The organism is Mycobacterium sp. P2_H7, from assembly GCF_056403275.1.
Genome location: NZ_JBFUFU010000006.1, coordinates 110,562 through 130,154, shown reverse-complemented (window position 1 = coordinate 130,154; position 19,593 = coordinate 110,562). Strand labels below are relative to the sequence as shown.

Below are 19,593 nucleotides of genomic sequence, written 5' to 3'. Positions count from 1 at the left end.
ACCATGGCGGAACTCAAAGCCCGGCTGCGGGCGGACCTGACCGCGGCGATGAAGGCTCAGGACAAGCTGCGGACGGCCACCCTGCGCATGCTGATCGCGGCGGTCGGTGCCGAGGAGGTGTCCGGCAAGCAGACGCGCGAACTCTCCGACGACGACGTGCTCAAGGTGCTTGCGCGCGAAGCCAGGAAGCGTGCCGAGGCCGCGGAGATCTACACCCAGAACGGTCGCGGCGAGCTCGCCGCGAATGAACACGCCGAGGCCCGGGTGATCGACGAGTATCTGCCGACCCCGCTGACCGAGGCCGAACTCGCCGATGTCGTCGATACGGCGATGGCGCAGATCGCCGAGGAGCTCGGGGAACGGCCGGGCATGCGACAGATGGGCCAGGTCATGAAGGCGGCCACCGCCATTGCCGCGGGTAAGGCGGAGGGCTCGCGACTATCCGCGGCCGTGAAGGCGCGGTTGTAGATTCGCCGAGGCGCGGCGTTCGACCAGCAGGGCGATGTAGTCGCGCACGGTGCTGGCGATGAAATGTTTGTGGGCGTCGGCGACCGCGGCCGTGACGTGTTCCGACGGCAGGCTGGGATACTTCTGCAGCAGCCGTGTTTCCACGTCGTTCACCTGATCTTGTTCCGTTCGTTTACCCACGCTAAACATTCTGAAAGATGATCTTGAGCCGGTCAACTGGATGACGGCCTCCCAAACGTGATTCTCGACACCCGTCAAGAGCGCCACAGGGCCTGCTGGCTGGTGTTCGCGATGAGCCGGTCTGCGCTGTCGTAGATGCCACCCGCGACGAGTCCGCGCGAGTGGCTGTTGCCCAGCGGGTCGACCTCGTAGCGATGCCAGCGGTCCGGGATGAACGGCCGGTGAAACCACACCGCGTGGTCCAGGCTGGCGGCGAAACCCTCGGCGGGCGCCACCTCGGCACCGGGTGGGCGAGCCACCGGCACCGGACCCATGTCGGACATGTAGGTCAGCGTGCAGGCCCGGATCAGCGGGTCGTCCTCGATCGGCTCGCGGGTCCGGATCCAGAACGGCGGGACCGCGAACGGCGAATCATCGCCCGGATTGCACCGCAGTTCGAATCGGTCCACCGATTCCAAATCGGGCTGCTTCGGGATGGCGTCGGCGAATTCGACGCTCGGCCCGCGCGCGGGGTGCCAGTCCGGGCCGGCCTCGGGAAGGTGGAACGACGCGATCATCTCCAGGATGACCTTGCCGGTTTGGCGGGCGGTGACCCGGCGGGTGTCGAAAGACCTGCCGTCGCGGGTGCGTTCCACCTCCAGCTCCACGTCGATGCCGTACTGGCCGCCGCGCACGAAGTAGGCATGCAGGGACTGCGGTTGTTTGTCCGGGTCGACCGTCGCACCCGCGGCGCCGAGCGACTGGGCGGCGATGAGGCCGCCGAACAGTCGGTTGCCGGGGCCGGCCCACTGCGGTGCGATGAACAGGTCGCCCTCGCGGTCGAACTCGAGCAGTCCGGCAATCCAGCTCTTTGCGGTCACCGCCGTGACCCTATCAACTACTTGGTAGGGCGGGCGGACCCGGCTCAGTCCTTGTTGTCGCGCGGACCCTCCGGGATCGGCGGCTGCGGTACCACCGGGTATTCGCCGGTGTAACCGATCCGTTCGGTGGCGATGGTCAACACCTTGCCCCGCACCGCATACCAGCCGGCAATCAGCATCGGGATGATGACGAAGATGGCGATCAGGTTCCAGTAGTTCTCGTAACACATGAGGGCAGTCACGGCGACGAGGAACACGATGGTCGCGTAGCTGGTGTACGGGGTGCCCGGGAGGCGGAACTTGGGACGCTCCAGGATGCCCTTCTGCTCCCATCGGTACAGCTGGATCTGGCAGGCCATGATCATGCCCCAGGTGAAGATGATGCCCAGAGCCGACAGGTCCAGCGCGATGTTGAAAGCTTCCTCGGGTACGAACAGGTTGAGGATGACGCCGAGCAATGTCAGGGCGCCGGTCAGCGCGATACCGCCGAACGGGACACCGTTACGGTTCATCTTGCCGGTGAAGGCCGGCCCGCTCCCGTTCATCGCCATCGAGCGCAGAATCCGGCCGGTCGAGTACAGGCCGGCGTTCAGGCTCGACATGGCCGCGGTGAGCACCACCAGGTTCATGATGCCGCCGGCGGCGGGCACCCCGATCTTGGAGAAGAACGTCACGAATGGGCTCTCGCCCTTGTGGTATGAGGTGTACGGCAGCAGCAGCGCGAGCAGGATCAGCGATCCGACGTAGAACACCGCGATACGGACGACGACCGAATTGATGGCTCGTGGCATCACCTTCGCCGGTTCGGCCGTCTCGCCCGCGGCGATGCCGACGAGTTCCACTGCGGCATAAGCGAAAATGACACCCGAGGTGACGATGACGAGCGAGAAGAGGCCGGTCGGGAAGAGTCCGCCGCTATCGCTGATGACACTGAAACCGGTTGAGGCGCCCTCGATGTCGAACCGTCCGGCGAGGAACACGATGCCCACCACCAGGAAGGTGATCAACGCGGTCACCTTGATGATGGACGCCCAGAATTCCATCTCGCCGAACAGCTTCACCGAGATGATGTTCATGGTCAGCACGATGCCCAGCGCGATGAGCGCGATCAACCACTGCGGAACGGCTTCGAACATGCCCCAGTAGTGCACGTAGAGCGCGACGGCGGTGACATCCACGATGGCGGTGGCTGCCCAGTTGAAGAAGTAGAGCCAGCCGGTGACGAAAGCTGTCTTCTCGCCGAAGAATTCGCGAGCGTAGGAGACGAACGAACCCGATGACGGCCGGTGCAGGACCAATTCGCCGAGGGCGCGCATGATGAAGAAGACGAAGATGCCACAGAACGCGTAGACCAGGAACAAACCCGGCCCCGCGTCGTGCATTCGACTGCCGGCGCCCATGAACAGGCCGGTGCCGATGGCTCCGCCGATGGCGATCATCTGGATCTGCCGCGGCTTGAGGGCCTTGTGATACCCCTCGTCTTCGTGAGCCAGGGCCGAGTTGTCGTACGTCGATTCTGTGGTCATACCGCTCCCCGCCGCTAGGTGCGGGCCTCATCCCCGGGGCCCGAAAAGCTACTGCAGACGCACTCTTTCGGCAGCCGCAAACCTGTTGCGTCCGCAAGTGCATACTCGCTCGACAGTAAGCCTGCCGTGGGTGGTGCGAAAGTTGAGGAATGTAAACATTGCGCTACGCCAACGTCATTGCCTCAGGGGCCGGGTCTCAGGGGCGGCCCGTGCGCCGATGCGGGAACGCCTCAGGCACCGGGACATCGCGCAAGGTCCTGGTGACGATGTCGACGAACTCCGCGCACGAGCCGTACCGCGCTCCGGCGTTCTTGGCCAAACCCTTTGCGAACACGGCGTCCAGCGACCCGGGCAACCACGGCCGGCGTCTGGTCAACCGAGGCGCCGGGTCATGCAGATGCGCATAGGTGATGGCGAACGTGGTGCTGCGAGGGAACGGTGGCGCCCCGGTCAGCCATTCGAACATGGTGCACGCCAACGCATAGAGATCGGTGGCCCGGCTCAGCTGCTGTGCCTGCAACAGTTCGGGGGCCGCATACGCGATGGAACCCCGGACGCGGCCGTTGCTGGCCAAGGGCTTGACGTCGTCTATCAACTGGGCGATCCCGAAATCGGTCAGATAGGCGAAGCGATGATCTGCGGACAACAAGATGTTGGCCGGCTTGACATCGCGGTGGAGCACATCGACGGAATGGGCGTAGTCCAGTGCAGCGGCGATCTGCTTGGCTACCAACAGGATAACGGCGACATCGGGTTGCGCGGACGGCGCGGGAACGAGGACCGCGGAGTCCGGCCCGTCGACGTACTGCGTCGTCATCCACAGCGTCGGGCACGCCGGCGGCTCGGCCGGGATCTCGCCTTTGGCATACACCGCGACGATGTGTGGATGGTGCAGGAGCGACGCGATGCCGAACTCCCGGGCGAAGCGCTCCCGCGCCTTGGCATGCGACGCCGCGTCGGTGCGGAGCACCTTCATGGCCAACTGGGTGGCCTGCCCGACGGGATGCACGCGGTAGACGACGGCGCTCGCGCCGCCGCCCAGGCGCGCATCGACGCGGTATCCCGAGACGACACTGCCGACCTCGAACACAGTGCACAGATTAAGCGTGCCGGGGTCGCCGCGCAGTGCACACCGGACGCGCCCGGCTCAGCGGAATGGTGTCCACGCGAGATGAATGCGCGGGCACAGTGATTCGTCAGGTCTCGTCGGCCACTTGGCGTCGGCTCTGCGAACGGGCGGGAGCGTCGGGATCCTCGTCCTGGTGATCCAGCTGGTCCTGTAGCTCGCGCTGTTCCGCGGTGGCCTTGGTGGCGTCCCTCGGGGTGGGTGGCGGCGTCCTGCTCTGTTCCATCCAGCTAGATTCGCCGGAATCGGTCGGGGCCAAACCTGCGACGCCGGGACAGCCCCGGACAGCAAGAAGGCCCCGACCCGGTATCCCAGGTCAGGGCCCTCTTCACGCTGTCGGGGTGGCGGGATTCGAACCCACGACCTCTTCGTCCCGAACGAAGCACGCTACCAAGCTGCGCCACACCCCGCGTGAAGCCACGACAGCGTATCGCACCGGGGCACTGCGAAGCCAAACGCCTGCTCAAAGCCGGTTTTGCGGGGAGTCGCCCGAGACGCTCGGCGTGGCGATGTTTACGACTTCCCGGATTAGGAAAGAATTAGAGGACCGCAGGCGTTACATCCATCAGGGCATCGAGCCCGTGCGACAAGGGAGGCAGAGATGACAGGACTGGGAGCTTTGGTCTACGTCGGGTTCTTCGCCGTCGCCGCGTTGTGGCTGTTCATGACCGGCCGGGCGGAGCGTCAGGCCCAGCGACCCGAGAGTTCGAATTCGTTGAGTGCCGCCGCCGGTGCCGAGGGGTCAAGCCCCTGGCTGGTGACCCATTCGTTGTCGAAGTAGGTATCCGCGTAGCGATCGCCGCTGTCGGCGAGCAGCGTCACCACCGACCCGCTGCGCCGCTGCGCGATCATCTCGGCCAGCAGGCCGAACGCGCCCCAGATGTTGGTTCCCGTCGACGGACCTACCCGGCGGCCCAACACCCGGCTGACGTGGCGTGCTGCGGCCACTGACGCGGCGTCGGGGACCGTCACCATGCGATCCACCACACCGGGCAGGAACGACGGTTCCACGCGGGGACGCCCGATTCCTTCGATCCGTGAGGACGCACCCGTCTCGATATCGTCGCGACCCTGCTCGTAGGCGGGGTAGAACGCCGAGTTCTCCGGGTCCACGACGCACAGCCGGGTGGCGTAGCGGCGGTATCTCAGATAGCGGCCGATCGTCGCGCTGGTGCCGCCGGTGCCCGCGCCGACGACGACCCACTCCGGAATGGGATGCGTCTCATCGCGCAGCTGGTCGAAGATCGATTCGGCGATGTTGTTGTTGCCGCGCCAATCGGTGGCCCGCTCGGCATTGGTGAACTGATCCAGATAATGACCGCCGGTCTCCCGCGCCAGCCGCTCGGCCTCGGCGTACACCTGCGCCGACTTTGTGACGAAATGGCAACGGCCGCCCTGTGTTTCGATCAGCTTGACCTTGGTGGCGCTGGTCGACGACGGCATCACCGCGATGAACGGCAACCCGAGGAGCGCGGCGAAGTACGCCTCGGAGACCGCCGTCGAACCCGAGGACGCCTCGATGACGGTGGTGTGTTCCCCGATCCACCCGTTGCACAGCGCGTACAGGAACAGCGACCGCGCCAACCGGTGCTTGAGGCTCCCGGTGATGTGCGTCGTCTCGTCCTTCAGATACAGCTGCACGTCCACGACGTCCGCCCATGCGCTGGGCAACGGGTAGCGCAACAGATGGGTGTCGGCGCTGCGCCGCGCGTCGGCCTCGATCAGCCGGACCGCGTTGTCCACCCACTCCCGTGGCTGGCTGCGGGTGACCGACCTGCCCGGGCTCACCGCGCCGTGACGGTCGGGTGTGCCTGCCCGGCCCGAGCGCCCAGGACTGCGCCGCCCGTGGGTGCGGCGACGAGCGTGAGCAAGGTGGCCTCCGGGCGGCAGCAGAACCGCACCGGTGCATACGGCGACGTACCGATGCCGGCCGACACGTGCAGCTTCATGTCCGCTCCCCACTGGGAGGGACCCTTCACCCGGGAGCGGTCCAGTTCGCAATTGGTGACCAGCGCGCCGTAGAACGGCACGCACAGCTGGCCGCCGTGCGTGTGCCCGGCCATCACCAGCTGGTAGCCGTCGGCGGCGAAGCGGTCCAGGACGCGGGGCTCCGGCGAATGCGTGACACCGAGCGTCAGGTTGGCGGTGCCGCTGGCGGGGCCGGCGATGGCGTCGTAGCGGTCGCGCTTGAGATGCGGATCGTCGACCCCGGCGGCCGCGATGCGCAGCCCGGCCACGTCGAACTCCCGGCGGGTGTGCGTCATGTCCAGCCAGCCGCGCTCGGTGAAGGCCGCCCGCAGGTCCTGCCAGGGCAGCGGCGCGCCGTGGATCCGCTTGTGCTTCTTGAACAGATAGTTCGCCGGGTTCTTCGGCCTGGGGGCGAAGTAGTCGTTGCTGCCGAACACGAACACCCCGGGCACCGATAGCAGGTCGCCGAGTGCCTGCACGACGGCCGGGACCGCTCGCTGATGGGACAGGTTGTCGCCGGTGTTGACGACGAAGTCCGGTTCCAGGGCCGCCAGCTCACGTAGCCAGGCCTGCTTGCGGTGCTGCCGCGGCAGCATGTGCAGATCGCTGAGGTGCAGCACGCGCAGCGGGGTGGAGCCCGGTGACAGCACCGGCATGGTCAGCTCCCGCAGTGCGAACGCATTCCGCTCGATGAGCGACGCATAGCCGATGCCGGCAGCCAGGGTGCCTGCAGCGATGGCAGCGGTGTTTTTCACGTACGGCATGCCCAAAAGACTACTGCGAGTGACGCAGGACGACCCGGCTATCACCTGTGGATTACGGCGGCGGTGGGGGTGGCGGCGGTGGCGGACCGAGCACCGGCACCGTGATCGGCGGCAGGCCGGGGATCTCGATGACCGTCGACCCGACCTGTGGCGGCGGGGCGAGCGGATCCAGCCCCGGGATGCCTGCCGGTGGCGGCGGCGGTGGCGGCGGGATGCCGTTGCTGATCTGGATGGTGATGATCGAGCCCGGAATGGTCTGCCCGGACGGCGACGTACCCACCACGGTGCCCGCCGAAGACACGCTGTTCACGGGGTTGGCCTGGTCGGCGACCTGGAATCCGGCGTCCTTGAGTCGCTGTCGCGCGGTGTCCTGGGACATGCCCGCGACGCTGGGCACCCTCGAGCCGGGACCGCCGTCGACGAACCGCGGATCGGTCGGCGGCAACTGCACGGTGTCGGGGGTGATCGGCTTCATGGCGGTGAACCACGTACGGGCCGGTTCGTTGCCGCCGAACAGGTCACCGGACCCGCACTGGCGAAGTGGGAAAGAACACAGGTCGCCGGGGGTGCTGGAGTCGTCGTAGATGTAGTTCGCGGCGGCGAAGGCGCCCGTGAAACCGAGGAACCCGGATGACCGGTGGGCCTCGGTGGTGCCGGTCTTGCCCGACATCGGCAGGTTCCAGCCCGCCGCGCCCGCCGAGCCGGAGGCGGTACCGCTGCCCTGATCGTCCTTACTCATCGCGTTGGCCAGCGTGTTGGCCAGCCCTTCGGGCACAACCTGCTCGCAGGTCTCGGTGGTGACCGCCACCTCCTGGCCGCGGCGGTCATAGACCTTGTCGACCGGGTTGGGTGGGCACCAGGTGCCCGAGGAGGCCAGCGTCGCAGCGACATTGGACAGTTCCAGCGCATTGACCTCGACGGGGCCCAGGGTGAACGAGCCGAGATTCTGGCGCTTGATGAAATCGGCGAGGCTCTCGTTGCTCTCCGGGTCGTAATCCCGAGCGGTACCGGGCAGCGCGTAGGACCGCAGACCCAGCTTGACCGCCATGTCCACCGTGCGCTGCACGCCGACCTGGCTGATCAGTTTGGCGAACGCGGTGTTCGGCGAGGTGGCCAGTGCGTCGGTGACGCTCATCTGCCCGCGGTAGTTGCCGGCGTTCTGAACGCACCAGGTGGCGGCCGGGCAACCCTTGGCGCCACCACTGCCCAGGCCCTTGGCCTCGAACCGGGCGGGCGCGTCGAGGGTGGCGCTGATGCCCATGCCCATGTCCAGGGCGGCGGCGGTGGTGAACACCTTGAAGATCGATCCCGCGCCGTCGCCGACGAGGGAGAACGGCTGCGGCTGCATGGTCTCGCCGGCGTCGGTGTTCAGGCCGTAGTTGCGATTACTGGCCATCGCCACCACCGGGTGGGCGGTTTTGCCGGGCCGGATCACGCTCATCACGCTCGCGACGCCGTCCAGGTCCGCCGGCGCGATGCTGTTGACCGCCGATTTCACGCTGCCCTGCACGTCGGGGTCCAGCGTGGTGCGGATCATGTAGCCGCCCTTGGCGACCTGCTCCTTGCTGATGCCGGCCCGGGCCAGATAGTCCAGGACGTAATCGCAGAAGAACGCGCGATCCCCTGCGGCGATGCATCCGCGGGGCAGTTCGTTGGGCTGCGGGAGGATGCCCAGCGGCTGCTGCTTGGCGGCCCGCAGCGCCTCGGCTTCCTGCGGAATGTTGTCGATCATGGTGTCCAGCACCAGGTTTCGCCGGGCCAGCGCGCCGTCGGGATTGGTGTACGGGTTCAGTGCGCTGGTCGACTGGACCATGCCGGCCAGCAGGGCGGACTGTTGCCAATTCAGGTCGGCGGCGTTGACGCCGAAGTACGTCTGGGCCGCGTCCTGGATGCCGAAGGCACCGTTACCGAAGGACACCAGGTTCAGGTATCGGGTCAGGATCTCCGGCTTGGTGAACGTCTTGTCCAAGGTCAGGGCCATCCGGATCTCACGCAGCTTGCGGGCCGGGGTGGTCTCGATCGCGGCCCGCTTCTCGGCGTCGGTCTGCGCGATTACCAGGAGCTGGTAGTTCTTCACGTACTGCTGCTCGAGCGTGGAGCCGCCGCGGGTGTCCATATCGCCGGACGCGTATCCGGCCAGACCTGTGAGCGTGCCCTTCCAGTCCACCCCGTTGTGTTCGGCGAATCGTTTGTCCTCGATCGAGACGATCGCGAGCTTCATGGTGTTGGCGATCTGCTCGCTGGGTACCTCGAACCGGCGCTGGCTGTAGAGCCAGGCGATGGGGTTGCCGCGGGCGTCGGTCATGGTCGAGACCGCCGGAACCTCGCCCTCGACCAGCTGGGCCGAACCGTTGGCCACGACGTCGGAGGCCCGGTTGGACATCAGTCCGAAGCCGCCGACCACGGGAAACATCAAACTGGCCGCGATCACGCTGGCCAACAGGCAGCACCACGCGAGCTTGATGAGCGTCACCGCAACGGGTGGGCGCGGTGGGGCCTGCTCTGCCATGGGTAACAGACTAACCAGACGTTTCGAAGGTGGCCTGCGAGCGGTGCGTTTGTACCTCGGACGGCCTGGCGGCACGCCCGTCCCAAAAAAACGTGATCTGACTGTTGCGTAAAACCCCTCTGACCACCTAGCTTGAACACACAATGCGATTCAGGTAACACTATTGGTCGTAATGTGGCGTAGATCGCATTCGTGGTCTGGCCAGTTGAAGCGAAAGGGTTGCTGGTGTCAGTTTCATCGACTGCAGTACACAAATTGGGCACCGGCCAGCAACCCGGCAGTGCCACAGCCAGCGCAGAAGCCGAAGCCCGTATTGCGTGGGTATCGCAGGCCCGCTGCCGGCAGGCCGATCCGGATGAGCTGTTCGTCCGCGGCGCCGCCCAGCGCAAGGCGGCCGTGATCTGCAGGCATTGCCCCGTCATCGCCGAATGCGGTGCCGACGCCCTGGACAACCGGGTGGAGTTCGGAGTGTGGGGCGGCATGACCGAGCGTCAGCGCCGCGCCCTGCTCAAGCAGCATCCCGAGGTGGTGTCCTGGGCCGAGTTCTTCGCAGCACAGCGCAAGCACCGCAGCGCCGTCTAAAAAACCTTCTACCCGGATCGCCGTTTACCCCACGAATCGTGGGGTAAACGCATTTTCAGGCAGTCTCGGCGACACCCGTGAGCTGATCGCCGATCGCCCGCAGGGCCTCCAGGTCGGACACGTCGAACGGCAACGAGGGCACCCCGACGATCGAGACGTGCGGGTTGGCGCCGGTGAACCGGCCGAGCAGTCGCACCTCACGTTTGGCGGTCGTCGCCCGGGCGGCGTGAATCCTCAGCACCGCGGCGGTCACCCCGCCGGGCTCCTGCGCATCCAGTTGGTCGGCAGCCTCCGCGGCCTTCTCCCCGGCCAGGCTGCTCAGCGTCGGGTGCGTCCGGTTCAGGATCATCCCGGCCAGCGGCATGCGCTCCTGGGAGAGCCGATCGATGAAGAAGGACGCCTCACGCAGGGCGTCCGGCTCGGCGGCCGACACCACGACGAACTGGGTGCCCCTGCGCTTGAGCAGCTCATAGGTCTTGTCGGCCTTCTGGCGGAATCCGTCGAAGGTGGCGTCCAGGGCCTGCACGAATCCGGCTGCATCGGAGAGCATCTGAGACCCGAGCACGGTGGAGAGCGCCTTCATCGCCAAACCGACCGCGCCGGTGACGAGCTTGCCGATACCGCGGCCGGGGGCCAGCAGCAGCCGCCAGAGACGGCTGTCCATGAAGCTGCCGAGGCGTTTGGGCGCATCCAGGAAGTCCAGCGCATTCCGTGACGGCGGGGTGTCGACCACGATGAGATCCCACTTGTCCTCGGCCAGCAGCTGACCGAGCTTCTCCATCGCCATGTACTCCTGCGTGCCGGCCAGCGACGTCGCGACGGTTTGGTAGAACTGGTTCTCCAGAATCGCCTCTGCGCGCGTGGTGTCGGAGGAGTACTGCAGCACCATCTCGTCGAACGTGCGGCGCATGTCGAGCATCATGGCGTGCAGTTCACCGGTGACCTCGGGGGCCAGCGGCACCCGCTGCGGGCTGTTGCCCAGGCTTTCGATGCCCAGGGCCTGCGCCAGCCGCTTGGCCGGGTCGATGGTCAGCACCACGACGGTGCGGCCGTACTCGGCGGCGCGCAGCGCCATCGCCGCGGCGGTCGTCGTCTTGCCGACACCACCTGCGCCACAGCACACGACGACACGATTGGCCTTGTCGGTCAGGATGGCGCCCAGATCGAGCGCGGCGGGTGTGGTGCTCATGGGTGTTATCTCACTCCCTGTTGGGCGAGCGCCTCGGCGAGTTCGTACAGGCTGCCCAGATCCACTCCGTCGGAGATGGTGGGCAGGTCCAGGCGGGCCACGTCGAGCTCGTGGAGCTGCTCGGCGCTCTCGGCGCGGGCGGCGATCCGGGTGGCGTGCTGGATGGATTCGGTGAGCAGGCCCGCGAAATCGTTGTCGGACAACGTGATTCCGACCTGTTCCAGCCCGGCGCGGACCGCGTCGGCGTCGATGTCGCCCTCGGCGGCCTTACCGAGCGCATCCGCGGGTAGATGGTTCTCGATGTTGCGGTTGACGATGACGCTGCCGATCGGCAGCTCGAGGGCCCGCAGATCTTCGATGGCCTCCAGGGTCTCCTGGATGGGCAGCGCCTCCAACAGGGTCACCAGGTGCACCGCGGTCAGCGGTGAGTGCAGGATCTTGACCACGCCGTCGGCCTGGGAATGGACCGGTCCGCCCTTGGCCAACTCCGACACCGCCTTGGTGACGTCGAGGAAGCGCGAGATCCGGCCGGTGGGCGGGGCATCGACGACGATGGCGTCGTAGGCGATCTGGTCTTTCTTCGGCGGCTTGTCGTTCCGAACCACGATCTCTTTGATCTTGCCCGTGAGCAGAACGTCACGGAGCCCGGGCGCGATGGTGGTCGCGAACTCCACCGCGCCGATCCGGCGCATCGCGCGGCCTGCGATGCCCAGGTTGTAGAACATGTCGAGGTATTCCAGGAACGCGGCCTCGGTGTCGATGGCCAGCGCGTTGACCTGACCGCCTCCCTCGGCCGTCGCGATCTTCACCTCTTTGTAGGGCAGCGGCGGCACATCGAAGAGTTGGGCGATGCCCTGACGTCCCTCGACCTCCACGAGCAGCACCTTGCGCCCGCCCGAGGCCAGGGCCAGGGCAAGCGCGGCGGCGATCGTCGATTTACCGGTTCCGCCTTTGCCCGAGACGAAGTGCAGGCGGGCCTCGGTCAGGCGCGTTGGCCAGCCGACCGGGTTGGGTGCAGGGTCCACCAGTGCATGCTAGCTGTGAGCATCCACGCTCCGGATAAGCTCTCGGGCATGAGCGAATTGACCCGGTGGGAGTACGCCACCGTCCCGTTGCTGACACATGCCACCAAGCAGATCCTGGATCAGTGGGGCACGGACGGTTGGGAACTGGTGTCGGTGCTGCCCGGCCCGACCGGTGAACAGCACGTCGCGTACCTCAAGCGCCCCAAGTGAGCCACTCACAACGGCTGACCGAGCTGGGCATCGAGCTGCCCGCGGTGGTCGCGCCGCTGGCGGCGTATGTGCCGGCGACGCGCACCGGGAACCTGGTCTACACCGCGGGCCAGCTGCCGATCACCGACGGTGAACTGTTGGCGACCGGCAAGGTCGGTGCCGACATCACCCCGGAGCAGGCGAAGGACCTGGCCCGGGTGTGCGGTCTGAACGCGCTGGCCGCCGTGCACGCACTCGTCGGGATCGACGCAGTGGTCAAGGTGGTCAAGGTCGTCGGATTCGTTTCGTCCGCACCGGGATTCACGGGGCAGCCGGGCGTCATCAACGGCGCTTCGGAACTATTCGGGGAGATCTTCGGCGAAGCCGGCGCTCACGCCCGGTCCGCGGTCGGGGTGTCCGAGCTGCCGCGGGATGCGCCGGTCGAGGTGGAAATCATCGTAGAAGTGTCATGACCCATCCCGCGTACGGCGTGCTGCGGCCGGTGACCGACACGGCCTCGGTACTGCTGTGCGACAACCCGGGCATCATGACCCTGGACGGCACCAACACCTGGGTGCTGCGCGGGCCGGGCAGCGACGAGATGGTGATCGTCGACCCGGGACCCGACGACGCCGACCACATCGGCAGGCTCGCCGACCTCGGCCCTATCCCGCTGGTGCTGATCAGCCACAAGCACGAGGACCACACCGGCGGCATCGATGCCATCGTCGAGCGCACGGGTGCGGTGGTGCGTTCGGTCGGCAGCGGATTCCTGCGCGGCCTGGGCGGACCGCTCACCGACGGTGAGGTGATCGACGCGGCCGGCGTCCGGATCAAGGTGATGGCGACACCCGGGCACACCGCGGATTCGCTCTCGTTTCTGGTCGACGATGCCAGGGGCGAGCGAAGCGACGGGGGAGGTGCCGTGCTGACCGCGGACACCGTGCTGGGCCGCGGCACCACCGTCATCGACACCGACGACGGCAGCCTCGCCGACTATCTGGAATCGCTGCGCCGGCTGCAGGGCCTCGGGCGGCTACGGGTGCTGCCCGGTCACGGCCCCGATCTCGACGACCTCGAAGCGGTCAGCGGCATATACCTGGCGCACCGGGAAGACCGGCTGAACCAGGTCCGCGAGGCCCTACGGGTGCTGGGCGAAGAGGCCACCGCACGACAGGTCGTCGAACACGTTTACACCGATGTCGACAAAAAGCTGTGGGACGCCGCCGAGAAGTCGACCCAGGCGCAGCTCGACTACCTCCGCGCCTAACGGGCTTCAGCGCGCTCGCCGCGCCAATCTTTCGCTGTCGCTGATCAGCACGCTCTTGCCTTCGAGCCGGATCCAGCCGCGGTGGGCGAAGTCGGCCAGCGCCTTGTTGACCGTCTCGCGGGAGGCGCCGACCAGCTGGGCGATCTCCTCCTGGGTCAGGTCGTGCGTGACGCGCAGCGCGCCACCCTCCTGGGTGCCGAACCGCTGGGCCAGCTGCAACAGTTGCTTGGCCACCCGGCCCGGGACGTCGGTGAAAATCAGGTCGGCGAGGTTGTTGTTGGTGCGCCGCAGACGACGGGCCAACACGCGCAACAGCTGTTCGGCGATCTCGGGGCGGTCGGCGATCCAGGCGCGCAGCGCCTCGCGGTCCATCGACACCGCGCGCACCTCGGTGATGGTGGTGGCGCTCGAGGTACGCGGCCCCGGGTCGAAGATCGACAGTTCACCGAACATGTCCGACGGGCCCATGATGGTCAGCAGATTCTCGCGGCCGTCGGGAGATCGGCGGCCGATCTTCACCTTGCCGGACGTGATGATGTACAGACGGTCGCCGGGCTCGCCCTCGGCGAACACGGTGTGTCCCCGCGGGAAGTCGACGGGCTGCAGCTGCTTGGTCAGCGCCGCGACCGCGGTGGGTTCGACTCCTTGGAAGATTCCGGCCCTGGCCAGGATCTCGTCCACGTTGCCCCTCTTAAGCTAATTGTTGATATGACACGCGCCGACCAACCGCTGGCTGGTGAGCGAATTCAGTCTAGATGCTGACCAGTTCGCGACGAGCCAACGCTACACACGATTGGGCTGGCGAGTCGCCGGAAATTGCGGATTCAGTCCGGTTGGAGGTTGAACCCGGGTCGGCAGGCCTGCGGTCTCGAACGCGAGCGGGCGCGGTGGGGGCACCCGGTCCAGCAAATTCGCTTCGGTGCGGGGTGGCGCGGTGTCCTCACGCAGGCTGGCTTCCAACCGGTCCAGACCGAAGGTTGCCAACATCAGCAACCCGGGAACGAACGCCACCAGCAACCACGACACGAATCATGAGTAAACACGGCCAAGGTCTCAGCAAGATCACGTTTTGTCACCGGTCGGCACAACGCTGACCTGCATTCTCTCCCATCGCTCCGCTCGCCCATGGGTGCACGTCAGTACGCTTATCCGGGTGACAGCCCGGAGCAAATCGACAGCCAAGTGGGACGCCGAGACCCACCTCGGCCTGGTGCGCCGGGCCCGCCGGATGAATCGCACCCTGGAGACGGCGTTTCCGCACGTCTACTGCGAATTGGATTTCACCAACCCGCTCGAGCTGACCGTGGCGACCATCCTGTCGGCGCAGTGCACCGATAAACGGGTCAACTTGACCACCCCGGCACTGTTCGCGCAGTACCGCACCGCGCTGGACTACGCCCAGGCCGACCGCACCGAACTCGAAGAGCTGATCCGGCCCACCGGCTTCTACCGCAACAAGACCAACTCTCTGATCAACCTCGGCCAGGAACTGGAGGCTCGCTTCGACGGCGAGGTCCCCGGAAATCTGGCGGACCTGGTGACGCTGCCCGGCGTGGGGCGCAAGACCGCCAACGTGGTGCTGGGCAACGCCTTCGAGATTCCCGGCATCACCGTCGACACCCATTTCGGCCGGCTGGTCAGGCGCTGGCGCTGGACCGACGAGCAGGACCCGGTGAAGGTCGAACACATCGTCGGTGAGCTCATCGAACGCCGCGAATGGACGTTGTTGAGCCACCGCGTGATTTTTCACGGCCGCCGCGTCTGCCACGCCCGGCGCCCGGCATGCGGGGTGTGCGTACTGGCCAAGGACTGCCCCTCGTTCGGGGAGGGCCCCACCGATCCGATGACGGCGGCGGCGCTGGTCAAGGGCCCCGAGACCGAACACCTGCTGGCGCTCGCAGGCCTGTGAGCAGGTCCGCACGCTGGACCGCGGTGGTGCTGATCATCTTCGCGGCACTCGCCGTCGCGCTGTGGCGCGAGATCGGCGCCGAGGACGCGACACCGGCCGGACCGTCGGATCCGGCGTCCACCGCCCGTGATCACCGCGACGCCGACACCCCCGACGCCCTGCGCGGACCCCGCGCCGAGGCCGACCTGCCGCAGTGCCCCGCCCCGACGGACCAGCCCGGTCCGGGCGCCCTCCGTGGCATCACCCTGGAATGCGCGGGCGACGGCATCCCCGTGGACCTCGCCCCGGCGCTGGCCGGACGCCCAACGGTGCTCAATCTGTGGGCCTACTGGTGCGGGCCGTGTGCCGACGAGCTGCCGGCCATGGCCGAATACCAGCGACGGATGGGCACCGCGGTGACCGTCCTGACCGTGCACCAGGACGAGAACGAGTCGGCCGGGCTGCTGCGGATGGCGGAGCTCGGGGTGCACCTGCCGATGCTGCAGGATGGCCGCCGATCGGTCGCCGCCGCACTCAAGGTGCCCAACGTCATGCCTGCCACCGTGGTGCTGCGGGCGGACGGTAGCGTGGCCGAAATCCTGCCCCGGCCGTTCGCCGACGCCGACGCCATCGCCGCCGCGGTGAATCCATCGATAGGAGTGCCGGGATGAATCCCGAAGCCGCCCCGCCGTGGCTGCGCCGCCTCGTCGACGACGTCTCCCAGGTGCCCGACGCGTATCGGCGCCGCGTTCCCGAGGACGTGCTCGCCGCGATTGCGGAGGCCAACACATCGGCGACGCGCTCGGGGACCAAACGCGATGCCGCGGTCCTGGTGTTGTTCTCCGGCCCGCAGGATGCACCGGCCGGCGCGCTGCCCGAGGACGCCGACCTCTTGGTCACCGTCCGCGCCTCCACTCTGCGCAACCATTCGGGCCAGGCCGCGTTCCCGGGCGGGGCCGCCGACCCCGGCGACGGCGGGCCGGTGGGGACCGCCCTGCGCGAAGCCATGGAGGAGACCGGTGTGGACACCTCCCGGCTGACACCACTGGCCACGCTGGACCGGATGTTCATCCCGCCCTCGGGTTTTCACGTGGTGCCGGTGCTGGCCTATTCGCCCGACCCCGGCCCGGTCGAGGTCGTCGATCCCGCGGAGACGGCGATCGTGGCGCGGGTGCCGGTCCGTGCCTTCATCAATCCGGAGAACCGCCTGATGGTGTACCGGCAGCAGAACACCAGCCGCTTCGCCGGGCCTGCGTTTCTGCTCAACCAGATGTTGGTGTGGGGATTCACGGGTCAGGTGATCTCGGCGATCCTGGATGTCGCCGGCTGGGCCCAGCCGTGGGACGCCGGCGACGTGCGTGAACTCGACGAGGCAATGGCGCTCGTTGGGCAGGCCAGCCAGTACGGTGTAGAGCAATAATGACCTCGTCTCAATGGCTTGACCTCGTCATCCTCGCCTTCGCCGTCGTTGCCGCGCTGTCGGGTCTGCGCTCCGGCGCCCTCGGCTCCTTGCTGTCACTGGTCGGTGTCGTCCTCGGTGCCGTGGCGGGCGTCCTGCTGGCGCCGCACATCGTCAGCCACATCGACGGCCCCCGCACCCGGTTGTTCGCGACACTGTTCCTGATCTTGGCGCTGGTGGTGATCGGTGAGATCGCCGGCGTGGTGCTGGGCCGCGCCGTGCGCGGCGCCATCCACAACCGCCTGCTGCGCGGGATGGACTCGCTCGTCGGTGCCTGCCTGCAGTTGGTCGCGGTGCTGTTGGCGGCCTGGCTGCTGGCCGCGCCGCTCACCTCGTCGAGCCAACCCGGGTTGAGTGCGGCGGTCCGAGGTTCGCGGGTGCTCACCGAGGTCAACAACCTTGCGCCGGAATGGATGCGCAAGGTGCCCAACCGGCTGGCCGGCCTGCTGGACACCTCGGGCCTGCCCGACCTGCTGCCGCCGTTCGGGCGTACACCGATCGTCGCGGTGGACGCCCCCGACGGCGCGGTGGTCGACTCGCCCAACGTCACGGCCGCCCGGAGCAGCGTGGTGAAGATCCGCGGTGTCGCGCCCAGCTGCCAGAAAGTACTGGAGGGAAGCGGTTTCGTCATCGCCCCGAACCGGGTGATGTCCAACGCGCACGTGGTCGCGGGCGCCGAGACCGTCACCGTCGAGGTGGACGGCACGTCCTATGACGCCACCGTCGTCTCCTATGACCCGAACGAGGACATCTCGATTCTCGCGGTACCGGACCTGCCGTCCCCGCCGCTGCTCTTTCATGACGCGGAGGCCAAACCGGGCACCGACGCCGTGGTGATGGGCTACCCGGGCGGCGGTGATTTCACGGCGACGCCGTCGCGGGTGCGCGAGACCATCGAACTCAACGGACCCGACATCTACCACACCACCACGGTGAACCGGACCGTTTACACCATCAGAGGCACTGTCAAACAAGGCAATTCGGGCGGACCGATGATCGACACTGACGGCAAGGTGCTGGGTGTGGTGTTCGGTGCGGCCGTCGACGATGCCGATACGGGATTCGTGCTCACCGCCGAGGAAGTGCTGCAGCAGCGCCTCAAGGTCGGCAACACCGCGCCGGTGCCGACCGGGCGGTGTATCTCTTAACGCGGGTACACCTGCGACAGGAACCGCGTCAGCTGCGCGTTGACCGCATCTGGGCACTCCTCGTGCGCGAAGTGCCCGGCGCCTTCGATCGATGCGTAGTGCCCGTGCGGGGCGTACTGCCGGGTGCGGTGCACCGCGTCCGCCAGCACGTACGGATCGGCGTCACCGCGCATGTGCAGGACGGGGATCGCCAGGGGCCGCTTCATCGACCGCATGAACCGGCGGCCCTCGGCGCGCAGCTGACTGCGCACCGCCCAGCGCTGGTATTCCAGCGCGCAATGGGTGGCGCCCGGAATCCTGGCGGCCGTGCGCACATGCCTGATGGTTTCGGCGAAGTCTTCCGACGCTTGCCATTTCGCACTGGCGCGGGCGCGGATCAGGTGTTCGAGCTCGGCCGCGTCGTGGCGGGTGAGTTCGCGCTCGGGCCAGAACGGCACCTGGTATCGCAGCATCGAGGGCAGCAGCGCCTTGCTCTGGTCGCGCCGGGTCAGCGCGGAGGCGCGCAACGCCACCGGGTGCGGTGAGCTGACCAGTCCGATGGCCGTCACCGCGCGGGGGTGCAGCACCGAGGTGGCCCAGCAGACCAAGCCGCCGTCGGCGTGGCCGATCAGCGTCGCGCTGCGATGGCCCAGTGCCCGCACCAGGCCCGCCGTGTCGCCGGCCAGGGTCCAGCCGTCGTAACCGCGCGGGGGTTTGTCACTGCCGCCGTAGCCGCGCAGGTCGACCGCGACCACCCGTGCGTTCGTGGGCAGGGCGCGCAGTTGGTGTCGCCACGACCACCAGAACGAACCGAACCCGTGCAGCAGGATGACCAGCGGACGGTCTGGGTCGGCCTGCGCGCTCTCGGCCTCCACCACGTGGAAGCGGATGCCGTTCGCGTGGACCTGGAGATGACGCCACGGGCCGTCGAGGTAGACCACCGACGGATCGGGCGGATGCATTTACCAGCCCGACGGGTCGGTGGGTACCGGGCGCGCCGGCTCGGCCGGCTTGTCGTGGCCGGGGGTCAGCGCGGCGGGGATCTCCCGGACCGTCTCGATGGTCTGCCGGGGTCCGCGGATCCGGCGCACCTTGAGGTAGCCGAACAGTGCCAGCGCTCCCGTAGTCAGCACCATGAGCACGAAGACGATGAGGAACGCCACCCAGCGCCAGATCCACTCGTCGAGCAACTCGGCCAGGAAGAAGAAGAAAAAGAACGTCGAGTAGAACAGCACCACCAGGGCGGCGATGAAGAAGACGCTGCCGGTCAGGCCCTTCTTGACGTCGCGGGTGATCTCGGCCTTGGCCAGTTCCACCTCGGCGCGGACCAGGGTCGACACCTGAGCGGTGGCGTCTTTCACCAGGTCGCCGATCGAAGGGTCGATCTTGGGGGCATGCGGGTCAACGAGCGGAATGGATGCGACCGTGGTCGGCACGCCGTTCTTGCTTTGCCCTGTCGTCAT

Annotated in this window: 23 protein-coding genes and 1 tRNA gene; 9 read left to right on the top strand and 15 right to left on the bottom strand. The window is 67.4% G+C overall.

All coding sequences use genetic code 11. From position 1 onward, the window contains the following. The first annotated feature begins 3 nt into the window (after positions 1-3). On the top strand, positions 4-468 hold the full coding sequence (locus tag AC1DY7_RS09205; RefSeq protein WP_477493364.1) for a GatB/YqeY domain-containing protein: 465 nt from the start codon (positions 4-6) through the stop codon (positions 466-468). Here AC1DY7_RS09205 and AC1DY7_RS09200 read toward each other — a convergent pair. The 9 genes from AC1DY7_RS09200 to ponA2 form a co-directional block, all read right to left on the bottom strand. Further along, complete coding sequence (locus tag AC1DY7_RS09200) at positions 439-648, bottom strand: three-helix bundle dimerization domain-containing protein (RefSeq protein ID WP_477493363.1); 210 nt, start codon at positions 646-648, stop codon at positions 439-441. The genes AC1DY7_RS09205 and AC1DY7_RS09200 overlap by 30 nt on opposite strands. 74 nt (positions 649-722) lie before the next feature. Beyond that, the gene (locus tag AC1DY7_RS09195; protein WP_477493362.1) at positions 723-1,508 is read right to left on the bottom strand and encodes an acyl-CoA thioesterase; all 786 of its coding nucleotides are present in this window, start codon (positions 1,506-1,508) and stop codon (positions 723-725) included. Between the two features lie 44 nt (positions 1,509-1,552). Then, positions 1,553-3,034 carry an amino acid permease gene (locus AC1DY7_RS09190; RefSeq protein WP_477493361.1) on the bottom strand — a complete coding sequence of 494 codons (1,482 nt, stop codon included), beginning with the start codon at positions 3,032-3,034 and terminating at the stop codon, positions 1,553-1,555. Between the two features lie 196 nt (positions 3,035-3,230). After that, entirely contained in the window at positions 3,231-4,124 is an 894-nt protein-coding gene (locus AC1DY7_RS09185; RefSeq protein ID WP_477493360.1) for a serine/threonine-protein kinase, read from the bottom strand. A gap of 106 nt (positions 4,125-4,230) precedes the next feature. Then, positions 4,231-4,386, bottom strand: coding sequence for a hypothetical protein (locus tag AC1DY7_RS09180; protein ID WP_477493359.1), 156 nt, complete (start codon positions 4,384-4,386; stop codon positions 4,231-4,233). Between the two features lie 110 nt (positions 4,387-4,496). Continuing rightward, positions 4,497-4,570, bottom strand: a tRNA-Pro gene (locus tag AC1DY7_RS09175). A 274-nt stretch (positions 4,571-4,844) separates the two neighbouring features. Beyond that, the gene (cds1, locus tag AC1DY7_RS09170; RefSeq protein ID WP_477493358.1) at positions 4,845-5,948 is read right to left on the bottom strand and encodes an L-cysteine desulfhydrase Cds1; all 1,104 of its coding nucleotides are present in this window, start codon (positions 5,946-5,948) and stop codon (positions 4,845-4,847) included. Next, positions 5,945-6,892, bottom strand: a complete 948-nt coding sequence (locus AC1DY7_RS09165) for a metallophosphoesterase (protein WP_477493357.1) — start codon at positions 6,890-6,892, stop codon at positions 5,945-5,947. The genes cds1 and AC1DY7_RS09165 overlap by 4 nt, the downstream gene beginning before the upstream one ends. Positions 6,893-6,944: 52 nt before the next feature. Then, complete coding sequence (ponA2, locus tag AC1DY7_RS09160; RefSeq protein ID WP_477493356.1) at positions 6,945-9,401, bottom strand: transglycosylase/D,D-transpeptidase PonA2; 2,457 nt, start codon at positions 9,399-9,401, stop codon at positions 6,945-6,947. 255 nt (positions 9,402-9,656) lie between these two features. Here ponA2 and AC1DY7_RS09155 point away from each other — a divergent pair, with 255 nt between their 5' ends. Then, a complete protein-coding gene (locus AC1DY7_RS09155) occupies positions 9,657-9,983 on the top strand; it encodes a WhiB family transcriptional regulator (RefSeq protein ID WP_477493355.1) in 327 nt (108 codons plus the stop codon). A 55-nt stretch (positions 9,984-10,038) separates the two neighbouring features. On the opposite strand, the gene bagB is transcribed toward AC1DY7_RS09155, so the two are convergent. Both bagB and bagA read right to left on the bottom strand, forming a co-directional pair. Then, positions 10,039-11,172 (bottom strand): ATPase BagB, encoded by a 1,134-nt coding sequence (gene bagB, locus AC1DY7_RS09150; protein WP_477493354.1) that lies wholly within the window; start codon positions 11,170-11,172, stop codon positions 10,039-10,041. Positions 11,173-11,177: 5 nt separating this feature from the next. Then, positions 11,178-12,197 carry an ATPase BagA gene (gene bagA, locus AC1DY7_RS09145; protein ID WP_477493353.1) on the bottom strand — a complete coding sequence of 340 codons (1,020 nt, stop codon included), beginning with the start codon at positions 12,195-12,197 and terminating at the stop codon, positions 11,178-11,180. Between the two features lie 48 nt (positions 12,198-12,245). Between bagA and AC1DY7_RS09140 the strand changes: the two genes are divergently transcribed. Genes AC1DY7_RS09140 through AC1DY7_RS09130 form a run of 3 tightly spaced genes read left to right on the top strand, consistent with a single transcriptional unit; the run spans position 12,246 to position 13,656 of the window. Further along, positions 12,246-12,407: a DUF4177 domain-containing protein gene (locus tag AC1DY7_RS09140; protein WP_477493352.1), complete on the top strand. Its 162-nt coding sequence runs from the start codon at positions 12,246-12,248 to the stop codon at positions 12,405-12,407. Continuing rightward, positions 12,404-12,859: a RidA family protein gene (locus tag AC1DY7_RS09135; protein ID WP_477493351.1), complete on the top strand. Its 456-nt coding sequence runs from the start codon at positions 12,404-12,406 to the stop codon at positions 12,857-12,859. Before AC1DY7_RS09140 ends, AC1DY7_RS09135 begins: the two co-directional genes overlap by 4 nt. Next, positions 12,856-13,656: an MBL fold metallo-hydrolase gene (locus AC1DY7_RS09130; RefSeq protein ID WP_477493350.1), complete on the top strand. Its 801-nt coding sequence runs from the start codon at positions 12,856-12,858 to the stop codon at positions 13,654-13,656. The genes AC1DY7_RS09135 and AC1DY7_RS09130 overlap by 4 nt, the downstream gene beginning before the upstream one ends. 6 nt (positions 13,657-13,662) lie before the next feature. Here AC1DY7_RS09130 and crp read toward each other — a convergent pair whose 3' ends face one another. Both crp and AC1DY7_RS09120 read right to left on the bottom strand, forming a co-directional pair. Next, the gene (gene crp / locus AC1DY7_RS09125; protein WP_019510750.1) at positions 13,663-14,337 is read right to left on the bottom strand and encodes a cAMP-activated global transcriptional regulator CRP; all 675 of its coding nucleotides are present in this window, start codon (positions 14,335-14,337) and stop codon (positions 13,663-13,665) included. 102 nt (positions 14,338-14,439) lie between these two features. Next, entirely contained in the window at positions 14,440-14,682 is a 243-nt protein-coding gene (locus AC1DY7_RS09120; protein ID WP_477493349.1) for a hypothetical protein, read from the bottom strand. Between the two features lie 202 nt (positions 14,683-14,884). Here AC1DY7_RS09120 and nth point away from each other — a divergent pair, with 202 nt between their 5' ends. From nth to marP, 4 genes are read left to right on the top strand one after another with little or no spacing between them, the layout of a single operon-like run. Next, positions 14,885-15,565, top strand: coding sequence for an endonuclease III (nth, locus tag AC1DY7_RS09115; RefSeq protein WP_477493502.1), 681 nt, complete (start codon positions 14,885-14,887; stop codon positions 15,563-15,565). Beyond that, positions 15,562-16,215: a TlpA disulfide reductase family protein gene (locus tag AC1DY7_RS09110; RefSeq protein ID WP_477493348.1), complete on the top strand. Its 654-nt coding sequence runs from the start codon at positions 15,562-15,564 to the stop codon at positions 16,213-16,215. Before nth ends, AC1DY7_RS09110 begins: the two co-directional genes overlap by 4 nt. Further along, positions 16,212-16,964 (top strand): NUDIX hydrolase, encoded by a 753-nt coding sequence (locus tag AC1DY7_RS09105; RefSeq protein WP_477493347.1) that lies wholly within the window; start codon positions 16,212-16,214, stop codon positions 16,962-16,964. Before AC1DY7_RS09110 ends, AC1DY7_RS09105 begins: the two co-directional genes overlap by 4 nt. Then, positions 16,964-18,151 carry an acid resistance serine protease MarP gene (gene marP, locus AC1DY7_RS09100; protein ID WP_477493346.1) on the top strand — a complete coding sequence of 396 codons (1,188 nt, stop codon included), beginning with the start codon at positions 16,964-16,966 and terminating at the stop codon, positions 18,149-18,151. The genes AC1DY7_RS09105 and marP overlap by 1 nt, the downstream gene beginning before the upstream one ends. Here marP and AC1DY7_RS09095 read toward each other — a convergent pair. Both AC1DY7_RS09095 and AC1DY7_RS09090 read right to left on the bottom strand, forming a co-directional pair. Then, the gene (locus AC1DY7_RS09095) at positions 18,148-19,092 is read right to left on the bottom strand and encodes an alpha/beta fold hydrolase (protein WP_477493345.1); all 945 of its coding nucleotides are present in this window, start codon (positions 19,090-19,092) and stop codon (positions 18,148-18,150) included. The two genes, marP and AC1DY7_RS09095, sit on opposite strands and share 4 nt — an antisense overlap. Further along, complete coding sequence (locus AC1DY7_RS09090) at positions 19,093-19,593, bottom strand: phage holin family protein (RefSeq protein WP_477493344.1); 501 nt, start codon at positions 19,591-19,593, stop codon at positions 19,093-19,095.